This window comes from Ktedonobacter racemifer DSM 44963 (assembly GCF_000178855.1).
In the GTDB taxonomy this organism is placed as follows: domain Bacteria; phylum Chloroflexota; class Ktedonobacteria; order Ktedonobacterales; family Ktedonobacteraceae; genus Ktedonobacter; species Ktedonobacter racemifer.
This window is the reverse complement of the sequence record NZ_ADVG01000002.1, coordinates 176,604-191,811: the sequence shown is the minus strand read 5'-3', so window position 1 is coordinate 191,811 and position 15,208 is coordinate 176,604. Positions and strand designations below refer to the sequence as shown.

14 protein-coding genes and 1 other RNA gene are annotated in these 15,208 nt (G+C 55.6%); 7 read left to right on the top strand and 8 right to left on the bottom strand.

Annotated elements, in window-relative coordinates:
- Window positions 1–143: 143 nt before the first annotated feature.
- An RNA gene (ffs, locus tag KRAC_RS66040) (signal recognition particle sRNA small type) lies at window positions 144–243 on the top strand.
- On the opposite strand, the gene KRAC_RS71275 is transcribed toward ffs, so the two are convergent.
- Window positions 231–452 carry a hypothetical protein gene (locus KRAC_RS71275; RefSeq protein ID WP_169460905.1) on the bottom strand — a complete coding sequence of 74 codons (222 nt, stop codon included), beginning with the start codon at window positions 450–452 and terminating at the stop codon, window positions 231–233. The two genes, ffs and KRAC_RS71275, sit on opposite strands and share 13 nt — an antisense overlap.
- Here KRAC_RS71275 and dnaX point away from each other — a divergent pair.
- The 4 genes from dnaX to recA all read left to right on the top strand — a co-directional run bounded on the left by dnaX (window position 443) and on the right by recA (window position 5,259).
- Window positions 443–2,731, top strand: a complete 2,289-nt coding sequence (dnaX, locus tag KRAC_RS61800; RefSeq protein WP_007909209.1) for a DNA polymerase III subunit gamma/tau — start codon at window positions 443–445, stop codon at window positions 2,729–2,731. The genes KRAC_RS71275 and dnaX overlap by 10 nt on opposite strands.
- Before the next feature lie 15 nt (window positions 2,732–2,746).
- Window positions 2,747–3,043 (top strand): YbaB/EbfC family nucleoid-associated protein, encoded by a 297-nt coding sequence (locus KRAC_RS17215; RefSeq protein ID WP_007909208.1) that lies wholly within the window; start codon window positions 2,747–2,749, stop codon window positions 3,041–3,043.
- Between the two features lie 23 nt (window positions 3,044–3,066).
- Window positions 3,067–3,678 (top strand): recombination mediator RecR, encoded by a 612-nt coding sequence (gene recR / locus KRAC_RS17210; RefSeq protein WP_007909207.1) that lies wholly within the window; start codon window positions 3,067–3,069, stop codon window positions 3,676–3,678.
- A 462-nt stretch (window positions 3,679–4,140) separates the two neighbouring features.
- The gene (recA, locus tag KRAC_RS17205) at window positions 4,141–5,259 is read left to right on the top strand and encodes a recombinase RecA (RefSeq protein ID WP_007909203.1); all 1,119 of its coding nucleotides are present in this window, start codon (window positions 4,141–4,143) and stop codon (window positions 5,257–5,259) included.
- An 88-nt stretch (window positions 5,260–5,347) separates the two neighbouring features.
- On the opposite strand, the gene KRAC_RS17200 is transcribed toward recA, so the two are convergent.
- The 5 genes from KRAC_RS17200 to KRAC_RS17180 form a co-directional block, all read right to left on the bottom strand.
- Complete coding sequence (locus KRAC_RS17200; RefSeq protein WP_040443786.1) at window positions 5,348–6,619, bottom strand: DUF4032 domain-containing protein; 1,272 nt, start codon at window positions 6,617–6,619, stop codon at window positions 5,348–5,350.
- A 382-nt stretch (window positions 6,620–7,001) separates the two neighbouring features.
- Window positions 7,002–8,597, bottom strand: coding sequence for a sensor histidine kinase (locus KRAC_RS61795; RefSeq protein ID WP_007909199.1), 1,596 nt, complete (start codon window positions 8,595–8,597; stop codon window positions 7,002–7,004).
- 30 nt (window positions 8,598–8,627) lie between these two features.
- Entirely contained in the window at window positions 8,628–9,332 is a 705-nt protein-coding gene (locus tag KRAC_RS17190; protein ID WP_007909198.1) for a response regulator transcription factor, read from the bottom strand.
- Between the two features lie 207 nt (window positions 9,333–9,539).
- Entirely contained in the window at window positions 9,540–9,725 is a 186-nt protein-coding gene (locus tag KRAC_RS17185; RefSeq protein WP_007909197.1) for a hypothetical protein, read from the bottom strand.
- A 154-nt stretch (window positions 9,726–9,879) separates the two neighbouring features.
- Window positions 9,880–10,911: a zinc-binding dehydrogenase gene (locus tag KRAC_RS17180; RefSeq protein WP_007909196.1), complete on the bottom strand. Its 1,032-nt coding sequence runs from the start codon at window positions 10,909–10,911 to the stop codon at window positions 9,880–9,882.
- A 196-nt stretch (window positions 10,912–11,107) separates the two neighbouring features.
- Here KRAC_RS17180 and KRAC_RS17175 point away from each other — a divergent pair, with 196 nt between their 5' ends.
- Both KRAC_RS17175 and KRAC_RS17170 read left to right on the top strand, forming a co-directional pair.
- Window positions 11,108–11,377: a hypothetical protein gene (locus KRAC_RS17175; protein WP_007909195.1), complete on the top strand. Its 270-nt coding sequence runs from the start codon at window positions 11,108–11,110 to the stop codon at window positions 11,375–11,377.
- Window positions 11,378–11,650: 273 nt separating this feature from the next.
- Complete coding sequence (locus tag KRAC_RS17170; protein ID WP_007909194.1) at window positions 11,651–11,881, top strand: hypothetical protein; 231 nt, start codon at window positions 11,651–11,653, stop codon at window positions 11,879–11,881.
- A 304-nt stretch (window positions 11,882–12,185) separates the two neighbouring features.
- On the opposite strand, the gene KRAC_RS17165 is transcribed toward KRAC_RS17170, so the two are convergent.
- Both KRAC_RS17165 and KRAC_RS17160 read right to left on the bottom strand, forming a co-directional pair.
- Window positions 12,186–13,031 carry a 2-oxoacid:ferredoxin oxidoreductase subunit beta gene (locus KRAC_RS17165; protein ID WP_007909192.1) on the bottom strand — a complete coding sequence of 282 codons (846 nt, stop codon included), beginning with the start codon at window positions 13,029–13,031 and terminating at the stop codon, window positions 12,186–12,188.
- A gap of 4 nt (window positions 13,032–13,035) precedes the next feature.
- Window positions 13,036–14,793 carry a 2-oxoacid:acceptor oxidoreductase subunit alpha gene (locus tag KRAC_RS17160; RefSeq protein ID WP_007909191.1) on the bottom strand — a complete coding sequence of 586 codons (1,758 nt, stop codon included), beginning with the start codon at window positions 14,791–14,793 and terminating at the stop codon, window positions 13,036–13,038.
- Between the last annotated feature and the right edge of the window lie 415 nt (window positions 14,794–15,208).

Sequence of the window (15,208 nt, the reverse complement as noted above, 5' to 3'; positions counted from 1 at the left end):
ACCAGACTTTTGAGAAACCCTGTTTTGCCCCTGGAAGTGCTTGACAAATAGGGGGGAGAAGAGTACAATAGGCAACGTCCCGTTAAGGAAAGAACATGATCGATGGGACAGGCCGATTTTCTTCGGGTCCTGTCGGTCGGCGTAATTGGGGCCTGCGCGGCAGATGTCTATGAATCTCGTCAGGTCCGTGAGGAAGCAGCGATAAGTGGACCTCTCTGGGTGACGCAGGGTTACCCGATTGCGCTGACCGGCAGGACCGGGCGAAAGTCGGTTTTTTCTATCTGTTGCAACATTTTCTGCTCTCGAATGGCTGGCTGGCCGCCTCGATACGACGGAAGGCTATCGTATAGCGTATCTCGCGGCTTCGTGGAGATACGGTCAATCTGGAAACAGGGGGTCGGTTCGTGGCCCGTCATGAAGCAGTCCAGGCGGGAGTTTTTTGATGGCCTCACAGTCTCTCTACCGTAAATGGCGTTCGCAGACCTTCTCTGAAGTTGTTGGTCAGGAAGCCGTTATACAAACCCTTCGAAATGCGCTGAAGAGCGGGACTCTCGCTCATGCGTATCTCTTTACTGGTCCTCGTGGCACCGGCAAAACTACCACCGCACGTCTCCTCGCGAAGACTATCAACTGTCTGAATCCACACAATGGCGAACCCTGTAATGAGTGTCAGCAGTGTCGTGAAATCACGGCTGGTAACTCGTTCAATGTGATCGAGATCGATGCCGCCTCCAACCGTGGTATCGACAGTATCCGCGAGCTGCGCGAGAAGGTAATGGTCCCCCCAACGGGTGGGAAGTATAAGGTGTACATCCTCGACGAGGCCCATATGCTCACAGTGGAAGCCTTCAACGCACTCTTGAAGACGTTGGAGGAGCCGCCACCACATGCTATTTTTGTCATGGCAACCACTGATGTGCATAAGATGCTGCCAACCGTGCTCTCACGCTGCCAGCGCTATGATTTTAAACGCTTCACCATGCGCCAGCTCATTACGCATTTGAGTCGCGTGGCCCAGCAGGAGCAGGTGCAGCTTGAGGGTGGTGCCGCGGAATTGATCGCGCGCGCTGCCGCCGGTGGTATGCGCGACGCCTTGAGTCTGCTTGACCAGGCAATTGCCTATGCGGGGAATACGATCTCGCTTACCCAGGTGCAGACGATGCTAGGTGTGGCCGATCCTCGCGCCATTCAGAAGATTATCTCCGCTATTGCCAACCTCGACAGCCCGGCGGGCCTGCACCTGATCGCGGAACTGATGGAGTCGGGCGCGGATCTGCGCCAGTTGAACTCGCAGGTCGCCGAGTTCTGGCGGGCGATGATGCTGGCTCGTGCGGGTGCGAACATCGCGGAGATCACGGACAGCACCGACGAAGAGATCAATGAAATCAGGGAGGCGGCCAGGCTCTTCCGCCTCGAAGAGCTGATTGAGTGCGCGCGTATTTTTGCGCAAAATGAGCTGGTACAGAAGAGCCAGGGCACCCCCCAGCTGGGCCTGGAGCTGGCATTCTTAAGTTGTGTTGAGCTGCATCGCCGGGCGCAGGGAGGCGAGTCAGTGCTCTCCACAGAGCTGCCCGCTCCGGCGCCAGCGTCCCAGTCACGCCCTGCCACGTCTCAGCAACGCTCTGCCACACCTCCTACGGCCTCTATTCAGTCGCCTATGGGTGGATCAATCAGCCTGCCACAGCCGCGACCCGCGATCCCCCAGCCGCAGCCTGAATATAAATTCACGCCCGCACCGCCTGTTGTCGCACGGGAGCCTGAGATGCAGCGCCCCGAGTTCGCGACTGTTCAGCCAGAGCCGCCAGAGATCGCTGAGGGGCTGTCCCAGCCAGAGGTCTCTGCTCCGTTCTTGCAGCAGGATCGCGCCGACGAAACGCCCGCGGGATCGCAGGAAATCACGACTGCGACGCCCATCACGCCGCAGGAGATTACAGATGGTGCCCCCTCTGAGGAGTCTTCGCTCTCCATCAACGATGTGCGCGAGAAGTGGGAGTATATTAAGAAGCGCGTGAAGACGCGGAAGAATGGCGCGCGTATCGCGGCGTTCCTCAATGGCTATGCCCTGGTTGATGTGCAGCAGGCGCATGGCGTACCCATTGTCGTCATTCAGGCCAATTATGATGTACATTATAAAGCGTTGCAGTCACAGGAGCCGCAGAGCGCGATTGAATGGGCGCTTAAGGTAGAGCTGGGCGTGGAATGCCGCCTGCGGACACTCGCGCCTGGGGCCAGTATTCCGGGCCAGGCTGGAGGTGCGGGTCTGCCTCCCCTGGGTGGCCAGTCTGGCAATGGTCGTAATGGTGGGGGAGACATGAGTAGCACTCTCAATACGCTGATGGCGGGCTTGCAATCGGCCTCGGCTCATGTAGAGCGCTCTCCGCTGACGACGCGACCACCCTTACAAGCCATGCCCCCTGTTCAGCAAGTGCCAGTGGTTCCACCACGGCCAGAGCCTGTGCGCCAGGTGGCTCCCATGGCTGATACCTCACCAGCCGCGCCAGTGGTCTCTACGACCGTGACGAGACCATCCGTCTCTCAGGTCGCTGCGGTACCCCTTGCCAGAATGCAAACGGTGCGAGAGAATATACCAGAGAAACCTTCTGTGGATGTGCTGGCAAGCTCAAGCGTTTCGCGCCTGGACGTGGTCAAGGACAAGGCTTCGAGCGATCCAGTGGTGCGGGAGGTCATGCGGATGTTTAAAGCCGAAGTAAAAGACATACATTTGAAATAAGGAGCAAAAATAGCCATGAATATGCGCGAACTTCAGAAGATGCAGCAGCGTCTCGTGAAAATGCAGGAAGACCTGGAGAAGAACCAGTTTACTGGAACTGCTGGCGGTGGCGCAGTCACGATTGAGATGAGCGGCAAGTATGAAGTAACGGGTGTCAAGATCGATCCCGAGGCTTTTAATGCTGAGGACATCGAGGAACTTGAGGTGATGGTGAGGGCCGCCGCGAAGGATGCCTTTGATAAGGTGACCGATGCTCAGCAGAAACTCGTCAACAATGCCACGGGAGGTATGCGCATCCCCGGGCTGTTCTAGTGCTATTGTAAGCAAAGGGAACTATGAGCGATATTGCCCCGCCAGTTGCAGCACTGGTCGAAGAATTCGCGAAGCTGCCAGGGATAGGCGTCAAAACGGCGCAGCGTCTCACGTTCTTTATTCTACGTAGCCCTAACGACCATGCCCGGCGCCTGGCCGAGGCCATCATACGGGTCAAAGAGAGCATTATCTATTGCTCGCGCTGTTTCAATATTACGGAGACCGATCCGTGTCCGATTTGCGGTAATCCAAGTCGGGAGCAGGATGTGGTCTGCGTCGTCGAGGAGCCGCTGGATGTGCTGGCACTCGAAAAGACCGGCGCGTACAAGGGACTCTACCATGTTCTGCATGGAGCGCTCTCGCCGATGAATGGTATTGGTCGTAAAGAGCTAAGGATCGATGAATTGCTCAAACGCCTGGACCATGAGCATATTCGTGAAGTCATTTTCGCCACCAATCCAGGCTTTGAGGGAGATTATACCGCCGGCTCTATTAAGCTCTATATCAAAAATGAGCTGAACCTGCCCGAATTGCATATGACCTCCCTTGCTCGCGGTCTCCCAATAGGCGGCGACCTGGAGTATGCCGATCAAGATACACTTGGACGAGCCATTGAGGGACGGCGCGAATTGTAATCATCGTCAGAATACAGCATCCGCTGTATTCTGGCATTTTTCTTTTCTTCAAGCTATTAATGCGTGTAAATCGTGTTTGTTGTGCGGCGAAGCGATACTGCTTGACAGGTAATTGGGATTATGGTACTCTTGTTCTAATTTCTGGCGACCACTATTGGGAGCGCACACGTACATGGTGCGTATAGGGAGAAATCTATTTCCGGTTTTTGGCCCCCACCAGAGAATAGAATAAGTGTCACCCAAGTAAATCATCGCTGTCCTGTGTCGGGAGAGGCAGGAGCAAGCGAGGAGGCATGTGGTGATCACCAACCTCTGCGCGCTGATGTCCCAGGAGCGTTGCGGGGCGGTTCAACGACTTTGACAGGCTTTTGAGAGGATTGAAAAAAGGAGGAGCACACGGGGTGAGGGAATGATGGACTTATCTGTCTCTACTCTAGCATCCTGTGTGTGAAGAAATCGCTGATGAGTACGAAGAAAGAAAAATCCACAGTAGACCGCAATAGCACCAGCAGCTCCGGCGCTACCACCGAGAGAGAAAAGGCCATTGAGCAAGCTTTGCAGCAGATCGAGCGCCGCTTTGGCAAGGGCGCGATCATGAAGCTTGGCGATACGGCGAAGGTCCAGATTGAGGCCATATCCACCGGCTCTGTTGCCCTGGACCTGGCGCTGGGTATTGGTGGCCTGCCCCGTGGGCGTATTACAGAGATCTATGGCCCTGAATCGTCTGGTAAAACGACGCTCTGTCAGCACGTTATCGCCAATGTGCAGAAGATGGGCGGATACGCGGCCTTCATCGATGCTGAGCATGCCTTTGACCGTGTCTATGCCTCACGCTGCGGTATTGACACCAATAGCCTGCTGATCTCTCAGCCAGATACCGGTGAGCAGGCGCTGGAGATCGTCGACTCCCTTGTGCGCAGTAATGCCGTTGACGTGGTCGTGGTCGACTCGGTTGCGGCCCTGGTGCCACGCGCCGAGATCGAGGGCGAGATGGGCGATTCGCACGTAGGCTTGCAGGCGCGTCTGATGAGCCAGGCCCTGCGTAAACTGACGGGCGCGATCAGCAGCTCGAACTGCTCGGTTATCTTTACCAACCAGTTGCGTGAAAAGATCGGCGTCATGTTCGGCAATCCAGAGACCACGGCCGGTGGTAAGGCGCTGAAGTTTTACGCCTCGGTGCGCCTGGATATCCGCCGTACTGACTCAATCAAGTTGGGCCAGGACGTGGTTGGTAACCGCACTCGCGTACGCGTCGTCAAAAACAAGGTCGCGCCTCCCTTCAAGTCCGCTGAGTTCGATATCATGTACAGCGAGGGTATTTCTCGCGAGGGTGGCCTGCTGGATATTGGTCTGGAGATGGGCCTGGTGAAGAAGAGCGGTGCCTGGTTCACGGTTGGTGATATTCGCCTGGGCCAGGGTCGTGAGAACGCCAAAGAGTTCCTGCGTCAGAACACCGACGTGGCTCAGGCTATCGACGACCAGATCCGCAACAATATGAACACCTTCCGTGGTGGCGAGATCGAAGGGGTCGAAGAAGAGGAGACCGAGGAAGAGATCGCTACGACCGAGGGCGAGGAGTAGCTCCTCCCCTTGCGTAAAGCCAGATTCATTGGTAAGAGGTATGGTGCGCCCCTGGCAGCCGCAGGCTGCCAGGGGCGCACCATACCTCTTACTTTTGTTCCAGGTCAGAGGTGGTAATCTTCCTGGGCCTCTGGCTATCCTCCAGGATATTGGGCAGTTTCTGCTCAAGCTCTGGCTGTTGTAGGCGAACGAGGGGGCGCTCGGCGGTCGCCAGCAGTGGCTCAAGCTCTTCGCTTTCAATAGAAGGCGGAGCCAGGGCCTCTGGGACTGGAGCGCGCTCACGCCACCAGGTCGCCATCTTTGCCGGGTCGACCGCGCCCAACTCGCCGGTATTGGCCTCCTCCATATGCCAGTCGGTGATTGCATCCTCAAGCGGAATTTCGTGTCCCGCCTTCAGGCTGAGATTCCACTTGTGATCCATGATGGCAAAGTAGGCCTGCATCGGGTCCTGTTCTTGCGTGAGGGTTTGGCGCAGCAAGAGAATCGTGGGCAGGTGGTAGCGGCGGTACCAGTCGCGGGCCGCGACCTCTAATTTGACGGGGCGATGGACCTGTTCGCTGAGAATGGCCTGGTGTCCCAGGATCAGGTTATAGAAGCGACGTGCGTAGGGCCGGGGGATGGAGATATGAATGAGTTCATAGATGCGGCGCTGATACCAGCCAGGCCGCACCGTCGTAAACTGCTGTACTGCACGCCCAGTCATATCCAGCAGAGAGAAGCCCCAGCGATTGAGCGAGTGCAGGAATTTCTGCGCTTGAAAGAGCGTATCGAAGTGCTGCTCATCCGCCAGGCGCGCGTGTTCGCGCCTGAGCCAGCGATAGCGACGCTCAAAATAGCGAAAATCGCTATCATCAAGGACCTGTTCTTCTTCAGGCAGTCCCCGCGCCTGGCGTAAATCTTCGGCCTGCCAGGCCAGCGACTCGCCAAAGTGGGCCAGGTCCTGCTGGCGCAGCCCCTCACTGACGGCTTGCGGAAAGATCTCAACCGTCTCCGCATCGGCCATGATACCCAGCACGCGCTTCCCATCAATGCGAATCAATGCATTGGCGAGGGAGGGATCACCCCAGTAGATACCATGCTCGTGCAGCTCAACCATTAAGACCGCCACCGCCGAGAGCAGGCTGTGCTTGGAGCGTTTCTTCAATGGGAGGCGATAGAGCAGGACATGAGGAATAACGCGTGGAGCGAGGCGCGTGATGGTATAGCCACGGTCGTTATTGATATATTGCCGCATGCCGGGGATGCCGGGTACCTCTATCGGAATGGGAGGGGCCGACACGTGCGCGGTGCCGATGGGACTGAGGGCGGGAATACCGCGCCGCTCGATCTCGCGCAAGTTGCGAATCTCGCGCTCGGCCATGTGTGGCGTCGTCTCCTTGATCGCGTAGCGCGCGCCCTCGCTCTCAACGAAGACCACCGGATGGCGCGACGCACCGCGACGAATGACCAGGAGAGGGACGCCCAGTTGCTCCCATTCTTCGAGCTGAGTGTGCCAGGGAAGCTTCTCAAGCTGCTTCTTATCTGCTCGCGGAACGTGCAGTTGAATTTTTACATTGTCGTCTGAAGGTAGCGTAAATGTACCGATACTCTCACCTCCCTGTGTGTGTTATGACATTGGCATTTTGCCATTAGGAAACGTGCTGCTTTAAATGTGATGATAGCATGCTTTCGGAGATCTACGCAAATTCAGGTGCGAGCTGGAGATACATCCAGTAAGTTGTAGAGTCCAAGCTGGCTTGGACTTAAGCTTGTTCACCTGGAGCAATTGGTACTGAGGGAAAGCAGAGCGTAAAGTTGCTGCCGGCGCCTGGCGTGCTCTCGACCTGGATGTTGCCTCGATGGTTCTCAACGATACGTTTCACAATTGCGAGTCCCAGACCGCTACCACCACGATCACGCGAGCGGGCTGGATCTGCTCGGTAGAAGCGCTCAAAGATGTGCGAAAGATCCTCAGCTGGAATGCCTATGCCGGTATCGCTAATGACGATGCAGGCTTGCCTGTGTTCATGGCTGCGCAGTGAGAGCGTGATGGTGCCGTTCGGGGGTGTGTATTTGAAGGCGTTATCCACCAGGGCCACCAGGACCTGCTTGAGCTGGTCGGCATCCCCATAGATTTGAACTGGCTCCGTATGCTGAAGAAGCAGGCGTGGATATATGGACGCCTGCTCGCTTCGATGGCGGAACAGGCGGAAGGTATCCAGCAGGAGACTATCCAGGTCGATACGTGTATGATAAAGCGCGTGGGGAGCTTCACGCAGCAGTTGCTGCGTGCTATCGGCGCGTGCCAGGGTCAACAGGTCATTAACCAGGCGTCCGAGCCGTTCGGCCTCAGCCTGGGTGTCGGTGAGGGCTGCGCTTATCTCTTCGCCTGGAAGATCGGGTGCCTTGTTTAGCAGATCGAGATTGCAGCGGATCGAGGTGATGGGCGCGCGTAACTCATGTGAGGCGTCGGCCACAAAGCGCTGCTGGCGCAGGTACGCCTCTTCAAGGTTTGTGAGCATCTGGTTGAATGTCTCGCTGAGTATGCTCAGTTCGTCACGTGCGCGCCAGAAGCTGTTGGGAAGGTAGACACGCTTGCTAAAGTCGCTTGAGGTGCTAATGGTTTGCGCTGCCAGGGTCAGGCGATGAACGGCGCTTAAAACCCCGCGCGCGATTAGCCAGCCTCCTAGAAGCGCGAGCAGTAAGGCCAGAAGCGAGACCTCGAGAATGAGTTGACGTAGGTGAGCCAGTGATTGCTCTACGTCATCGGTGCTCCGCGCGGTCTGGATGATATGAGGCGTGGGGTAGGGGTTATCATTGCGCAGGGTATAGATGCGAACGGTTTGCCCATTGTAAGCAATGGTGCTAAAGAGACACGCGCTGGCGACGGCGCTCTCATGACACCCGTGTCCGCGAAGCGCGGCCTGTGCGGCCTTCTCATCCCAGGGAGCGGGTGGCGCAGACTGGTGCCCGATGGTTGTGCCGCCGTCCAGGGCGCCCGTCGTGGTGGCTAGCAGTTGAAGTTTTGTGCTGAGGATCTCAATGGAGATACCACCAATACCTATGCCATTGTCGCCGGGCAAGAGCAGGGGATATTTCGTGCCCTCGCTACTCATATATGAGGGCGAGAGGTCCTTGCCAAGCTGGATACTGGCCGCACGCGTACTGAGGGCATTGTCCAACTCTTGATAGGCTTGCTGGCGAGCTTGCTGATACACATAGATGCCAAAGAAGGCAAAGATTCCAATAAGGAGAAGTGTATAAAAGCAGGCGAGCCGTAGATGCAGAGGGATATACAGTCCAGGCCGGGTTCGGCTATGTTCTCTGGGTGCAATAGCTCGCTGAGAGAGTGTGGACATAGGCATTTTTCTCCAGATGTGCTGAAAATATTAGTCAGGTAAGCGCAGGACATAGCCAGTGCCGCGTATGGTTTGGAGCAGGCGTTGTTCGCCCTCGCGCTCCAGTTTGTTGCGCAAGTGTCCGATGTAGACCTCCAGCACATTGGGGCTGCCCTCAAAGTCGTTGCCCCAGATACGCTCCATGAGCAGGCCGCGTGTGAGGACTACGCGTGGATTGCGCAAAAAGAGCGTCAGTAATTCGTATTCTGTTGTGCTCAGGTCAATCATGCGTTGACCACGATGTGCCTGGCGTGTCGCGGTATCAAGCTCTAGATCTGCGAAGCAGAGAAGCTCTCCATGGACCTCTGTAGGCTGTTTGCGGCGTAGGAGGGCCTTAACGCGGGCAAGCAGTTCTTCCAGGGCAAAGGGTTTGACCAGGTAATCGTCGGCCCCCATCTCCAGTCCTGTGACGCGATCTGCGACTGTGTCACGGGCAGTCAGCATGAGAATCGCGGGTGTTGCCTGAGTTTGATGGAGACAACGGCAGACCTCTAGCCCATTCATGCCCGGCAGCATGATATCGAGAATAACCACGTCTGGTCGCCTGGTGCGTGCTAGCTCAAGGGCGATTTCCCCATTGCTGGCGCTCGATACCTGGTAGCCTTCATAGGCCAGGCTGCGCCGTAGGGCGCTGGTCACACGCGTCTCATCGTCGACGATCAAAATGTGCGCATTTGTGAATGTTGGCGGTTGCATCACTTTGCTGCTCGCTTCTATCAGGTTGAATATTCTCTCTCATTATATAATTACCTGATCTTGCTGAAATGGGGCTGAAAAGAAGAGAGGCTGATAAGCAAGAGAGAATGGCTGATTCAGTGTATGCCTGAACCAGCCATTCTCTTGCTTTGAAAGGCACCTGAGCGAGGCCTCTCAAAAATAGGTTAGCGCGTCTCCCCTTTGAGGTTATTCCTCGTCAGCGGAGAGGCGGCGCCACACGAAAAAGGTCGTTGTACCGATTGCAGCGAGGATACCTGTAACGATCAGGCTGATCGTCCATCCTTTGCGACTTGATGACTGCTCGGGAACATCAATAACCTCAACCTTGTGATGGTTGGAAGATGGGCGCGACTCTTTCACAACTGTTGCCATGAAACTGTCATCCTTTCGTTTACTGGTGTCTTCTTCTACGAAAACCTGAGTGCGAAGCACTAGCCACGGTAGTGGCGTTGGTTTTCGGAATAAGATCTGCGATAGTCATAAACGAAATACCGCCCGGTACCTGAACGATACCTCGACAGTTTCATTATACAGATGGGGTCACAATCAATTTGCCAAAGCTCTCGCGGCGCTCCAGGCGCTGCTGTGCCTCGCCAATGCGTTCAAGCGGATAGGTGCTATCCACCACTGGCAGGAACTTGAGCTGCGCGACCAGCTTGAGGACATCTGCCAGGTCCTGGCGCGTGCCTCCATACGAACCAAGCAGCGTTTGTTCTTTGGCGAAGAGGTTCCAGATATTGACTTTGCTCTCGTTACCAGTTGTGGCGCCACAGGTGACCAGGCGACCCCCACGCGCGAGGCACGCGACGCTCTTCTCCCAGGTTTCTGGTCCAATATGCTCAAAGGCGACATCTACGCCTCGCTTATTGGTCAGGCGACGAACCTCTTGAAAGAAGTCGTGTTCGCGGTAATTAATGACCTCGTCGGCGCCAAGCTCAAGCGCCTTCGCCCGTTTCTCCTCGTTTCCGACCGTCGTAATCACACGTGCCCCGGCCAGCTTGGCGATCTGGATGGCCGCGCTACCGACTCCACTGCCACCAGCTTGAATCAGGATATCCTGGCCCGGTTGGAGGGGCGCTTTCTTCGTCAGCATATGCCAGGCCGTAATTGCCGCCAGGCCAACAGCCGCGGCGGACACAGCGTCGACGCCTTCGGGAAGAGGTACAATGCTGGAAGCTGGCGCGAGCATATACTCGGCGTAGCCACCCTGGCTGCCCAGGCCAACAATATCCCCTTTGAGGCAGATGGCCTCCTCACCTGAACGGCAAAATTCACACTGGCCGCAGAAAAGATAGGGGGCTACCGCGACAGCCTGCCCGACAGTCAGGCCACGTACCGTATCACCCACTGCGACGATCTCGCCTGCGACCTCAGAGCCAGAGATATGAGGCATAGGCGCGATTTTTGTGCGGCCAGTGCGTGAATAAATATCCAGGCGATTGATGCCACAGGCATGAACTTTGAGGACGACCTCGGTAGGGCCTGGCGTTGGCTGGGGCAGGTCCTCAACGCGCAATACCTGTGTGTCACCATGCTCGTGAAAAACGGCTGCTTTCATATGGTGCATCTCCCTTGATGTTTTGTTCGAGATTACTCTACATTATACAGGTTCTTCTGGGGTCTTCCTCTTCATTGTATGGAATAGGCAGAAAAGATGCAATCTCTTGACGGTGAGGGCTGTAAACGCTATCATCGGTATACAAAGTAAAGAATCAAAGCAAACAATATTTTCTCTAAAGGTGTATTGCACAACTATGATGAACAAACTTCGCGGGCGTAACCTGAAGCACCCGGGCTGCTTGATTGGCGTTACCACAGGCTTAATCGTAGGCATTATTCTGGCGGGTGTTATGGCCGCTGTCTTCAACATAAATTTAAGTGTTATCCTCTGGAGCTGGCTCATTTTTATCGTGGTGCTAGGCGTGATTGGATGGGTTATCGGCGACCGCATGTCGAGCCGCTTCCCGGCACTTGAAGAAGAGACGGCACCTTCGCAGGCCGATGCTCCACCTCCCCAAGAATGAATATGACGAAACTTTGCCCAAAGGCTAGTACTTTGGAGAAAAGTATGGTATAGTTGGTTTACTAGGTAACACCATATACCCCTGCGTTATCTACCATTTGACCTGAAGCCGGAGCAGCGTGGCTCTAAAGCGATGATGCGCGAACTCGTGGATGCAGTATCGTCGTGGCTGCTCATAGAGCTACTAACCACTAGATACAGATTCCCCCAGTGTGCTGGAACCCTCTAAAACGATGTAAATTACCTGATCAGCACAGGATAGGAGGATACCCTCATGACGAGCAATGAGTTTCGCCGACCAGTTTCTGTTGACTTTGCCCCCCGTGGCAGCGCCTGTGAGTGGTGTGGAAAGCCCGCAGAGCGCCAGTTGACCGCAATTGGAGGAGCCTATCACAATGAAGGTGGCCTCTTCTGCCGCGCTTGTGGTGAAAAGTTTTCCCAGGCCGTGGTGAATTCGATTAATGTTGCCGCTATGACAAATGTTTCTGGTTACGAGCTGTTCTAACTCCTCTTCCACTCTCAATTTTTACTATGCAAACGTTCGCGCTTCGTGTTACCGACCTGTACCTATCCGAGCGGGCTTGCTACCCATCATACTCGTATAATCGTCCAGGGGACAACCGGCTTCAAGCTGGAACGCAGACAAGAGAGATCAACGCGAAAGAGGGTATGCCCAACTCCTGGGCATACCCTCTTTCGCTAACGCCATAGGCAAGGTGTTTCAGGTTATGAATGTGATGGACCCTGGCAGCCTGTGGCTGCCAGGGTCCATCACATTCATAACCCAGGCCTTAGCTAGCAATGAGTACTTAGGCGTAGCGCTGAATATACTGTTCGATATCAAAGGGCTTGGCGCGTTCGGCCAGCTTGTGCGCGGCCTGGTCCATCGTCTCACGCTCTTCGCGGAAGAAGACACCCGTAAACTGCTTCTCCGTATTGAGCGCCAGAGTCATGGCCTGGCCACGGTCAGCGATGTCATGCTCAGGCGAGATGGGCGTGACCGAGGCATCCCAGGCGTCAAATGTGTGATAGAAGGTTGGGCAGGGGCTTAGCGCGTGAATAAAGGAGAAGCCTTTATGCTGGATTCCCTGCTCGATAAGTGCCGCCAGGTCCTTCGGCTTGGCCGAATAGCCACGGGCAACGAAGCTGACGTTGAGCGAGAGCGCGGTCGCAATTGGATTGAACTGGGAGGCCATCAAGCCATAGGGCGTGGACTTGGTCACATGCCCATGAGGCGAGGTGGGCGAGGTCTGGCCCTTAGTCAGGCCGTAGATCTCGTTATCCATCACAACGACCGTGATATCGATATTGCGCAGAGCGGCATGGACCAGGTGGCCTGCCCCAATGCTGAAGAAGTCACCGTCGCCGCCCACGGCCACAACGTTGAGATCCGGGCGTGACATCTTGAGTCCCTGGGCGACAGGAAGGGCTCGACCATGCACACTATGGAAGCCAAAGGTCTTCATAAAGTGCGGGAAGCGGCTTGAACAGCCAATACCCGAGACCACGACCGTCTGATCGGGCGCGAGCTTCATCCCAGAGAGACCGCGCAAGGTTGCGTTGAGTACACCAAAGTCACCGCAACCAGGGCACCAGGTAGGCTTTACTTCGCTTTTATAGTCTTTAGGGGTTGGATTGATGATTGTCTGCGTCATCGGATTAACTGACCTCCTCAATAGCCCGGAGAATCTCGCCCGCTGTGAACGGAATGCCGCCATACTTATTCACACGGATCGCTTGCAACCCATATTTCGCGCCCAGCAGGTTAGCTAACTGACCCGAGTAGTTGCACTCAGGGACGATAACCTTTTGCACCGAATGGATAAACTCTTGAATCTTGCGATCAGGCAATGGTGAGAGAATCTTCAAGTGGAGTGCGGCTACCTTGTATCCCTTTTCGCGGGCGCGGTCAATCGCCTCTTGAATGGTTCCCTCGGTCGATCCCCAGCCGATAAGCCCGATGGTGGCCTCGGCATCGCCATAGCGCTGAGGCTGTGGAAGCTCCTCGGCAGCCGTATACAGCTTGCGGAAGCGCTTTTCCATCATCGCGATATGATCTTCTGGCTCGTAGTCGGGATGCCCGTACTCATTATGCTCAAGACCTGTCGCCACATAGGGAGTTGCACCGGCTCCCGGGCTGGTCATGGGCGAGATGCCGCTAGCGGTATACGCAAAGCGTGCATAGTCGTGTGCCGCTGTTGCACCGGCGCCAACTGCCTCTTTCTCATCGCTGGCTACTGGCTCAGGTTGCAGGCGTGCCTGGACCTCGCCCTGCTTAAAGATGTGGCGATCAACGCTCTCCACACGCGCGGTGAGTGATTGATCGGTCAGGAAGAGGACTGGCATCTGATAGCGCTCGGCCATATTGAAAGCGAGTTGTATCAGCTCATAACAATCGGCCACATTGGCTGGCGCCACGATCATACGCGGCGTATCGCCGTGTCCGGCGTAGAGCGCGAAGCTCAGATCGGACTGCTCCATTTTGGTAGGCATACCCGTGCTGGGGCCAGCACGCTGGGCATCGATAATGACCGCGGGCAATTCAGCCATAGATGAAAGGCCAATCAGCTCCGTCATCAGCGAGAAGCCAGGGCCAGAAGTCGCCGTCATCGCCCGCTTGCCACCGAATGAAGCGCCCAGGACCGCGGCCAGGGCCGCCATCTCATCTTCAGCCTGGAGGAACGTGCCACCGACGTTGGGGAGTTCCTTGGCCAGACCTTCCATGATGTCGCTCGCAGGCGTAATGGGATAGCCAGCGAAGAAGCGGCATTGCGCGGCCAGGGCACCTGCTACGACTGCCTGGTTGCCATTGAGCACAACGCGATCTGCCTTCTCCACGGGACCGAGAACATAGGGATCATGTTTGGCTAATTTTTCAACAACATAATTGCGGGCGACCTCAAGGGCCAGCATATTCTTCTCCATCAGCGTGGCGTTAGCCTTACGCGACTTGGAGAGCTTGGACTGCACAACCTGGGTAATGGCCTCTATGGGCGGGCCGAAGAGTCCAGAGATGGCGCCAAGCATGACCATGTTTTTGGTCTGGAAGAGCTGTACCTCTTTACGCGCGATCTCGTTAAAGGGAATCGCATACGTGATAAAGTCGCCGGTTTCAGGAGTAAAGTCGGACGGATCATAAATCAGGACGCCGCCATGTCGTAGATCGCTGACGTTGCGATCGAACGCCTCCTTATTTAGGCAGATGAGTACGTCCGCGTAGTCCCCCATGGATTTTACGGGTTGGTCGCTAATGCGAACCTGGAACATACACGGGCCGCCGAGAATCTCGGCGGGGAAGGTCCGAAATGTGTAGACGTGATATCCCCAGCGGGCAGCTGCCAACGCGAGAATATCACCTCCAGAAATGGTACCCTCGCCCGACTCGCCGCCTATTCGGATGGTAACTTCGTTCTTCACTGATTTCTCCTCAGCAAAACGTGGAACCGCACCCGGAATGTAGGTAGCGCGGCAATAATTGGGTGTATTGTCATAGTGCTTTAGATACAGTAAATACGGGAAAGTGGAGGCTGTCGCCTGATGGGGGAGAGTGGCCACAAGAGGCGTTTGCGCTATTTATATAGACATACATACTGAGCAAAAAGGGTACTGTTGCTTCCATCAACTCTCAAGCAGCAGTGAAGCGAAGCAGCCCGCAAACTTTCAATATGTGTTTCCTGTCTGCTCTTGTGCATCATCGACAATTCACAAGCATACGCTAGTCGTAGAGTGATTGTACAAAACACACTTACGACTGATGCTATTATAGCACACTTTAGGTCCTTTGCCATCCAGAAAGGATGAGTTTGTATGGAGACATGCAGAGGCCATCCTT

What these genes read in the sequence shown, in the direction of transcription:
- KRAC_RS17185 (WP_007909197.1), bottom strand. Translation starts at nt 9,725, where the DNA reads ATGGCAACAGTTGTGAAAGAGTCGCGCCCATCTTCCAACCATCACAAG.
- KRAC_RS17200 (WP_040443786.1), bottom strand. Translation starts at nt 6,619, where the DNA reads ATGGCCGAGCGCGAGATTCGCAACTTGCGCGAGATCGAGCGGCGCGGT.
- KRAC_RS61795 (WP_007909199.1), bottom strand. Translation starts at nt 8,597, where the DNA reads ATGTCCACACTCTCTCAGCGAGCTATTGCACCCAGAGAACATAGCCGA.
- KRAC_RS17170 (WP_007909194.1), top strand. Translation starts at nt 11,651, where the DNA reads ATGACGAGCAATGAGTTTCGCCGACCAGTTTCTGTTGACTTTGCCCCC.
- KRAC_RS17215 (WP_007909208.1), top strand. Translation starts at nt 2,747, where the DNA reads ATGAATATGCGCGAACTTCAGAAGATGCAGCAGCGTCTCGTGAAAATG.
- dnaX (WP_007909209.1), top strand. Translation starts at nt 443, where the DNA reads ATGGCCTCACAGTCTCTCTACCGTAAATGGCGTTCGCAGACCTTCTCT.
- KRAC_RS17180 (WP_007909196.1), bottom strand. Translation starts at nt 10,911, where the DNA reads ATGAAAGCAGCCGTTTTTCACGAGCATGGTGACACACAGGTATTGCGC.
- KRAC_RS17190 (WP_007909198.1), bottom strand. Translation starts at nt 9,332, where the DNA reads ATGCAACCGCCAACATTCACAAATGCGCACATTTTGATCGTCGACGAT.
- KRAC_RS17165 (WP_007909192.1), bottom strand. Translation starts at nt 13,031, where the DNA reads ATGACGCAGACAATCATCAATCCAACCCCTAAAGACTATAAAAGCGAA.
- recA (WP_007909203.1), top strand. Translation starts at nt 4,141, where the DNA reads ATGAGTACGAAGAAAGAAAAATCCACAGTAGACCGCAATAGCACCAGC.
- recR (WP_007909207.1), top strand. Translation starts at nt 3,067, where the DNA reads ATGAGCGATATTGCCCCGCCAGTTGCAGCACTGGTCGAAGAATTCGCG.
- KRAC_RS17175 (WP_007909195.1), top strand. Translation starts at nt 11,108, where the DNA reads ATGATGAACAAACTTCGCGGGCGTAACCTGAAGCACCCGGGCTGCTTG.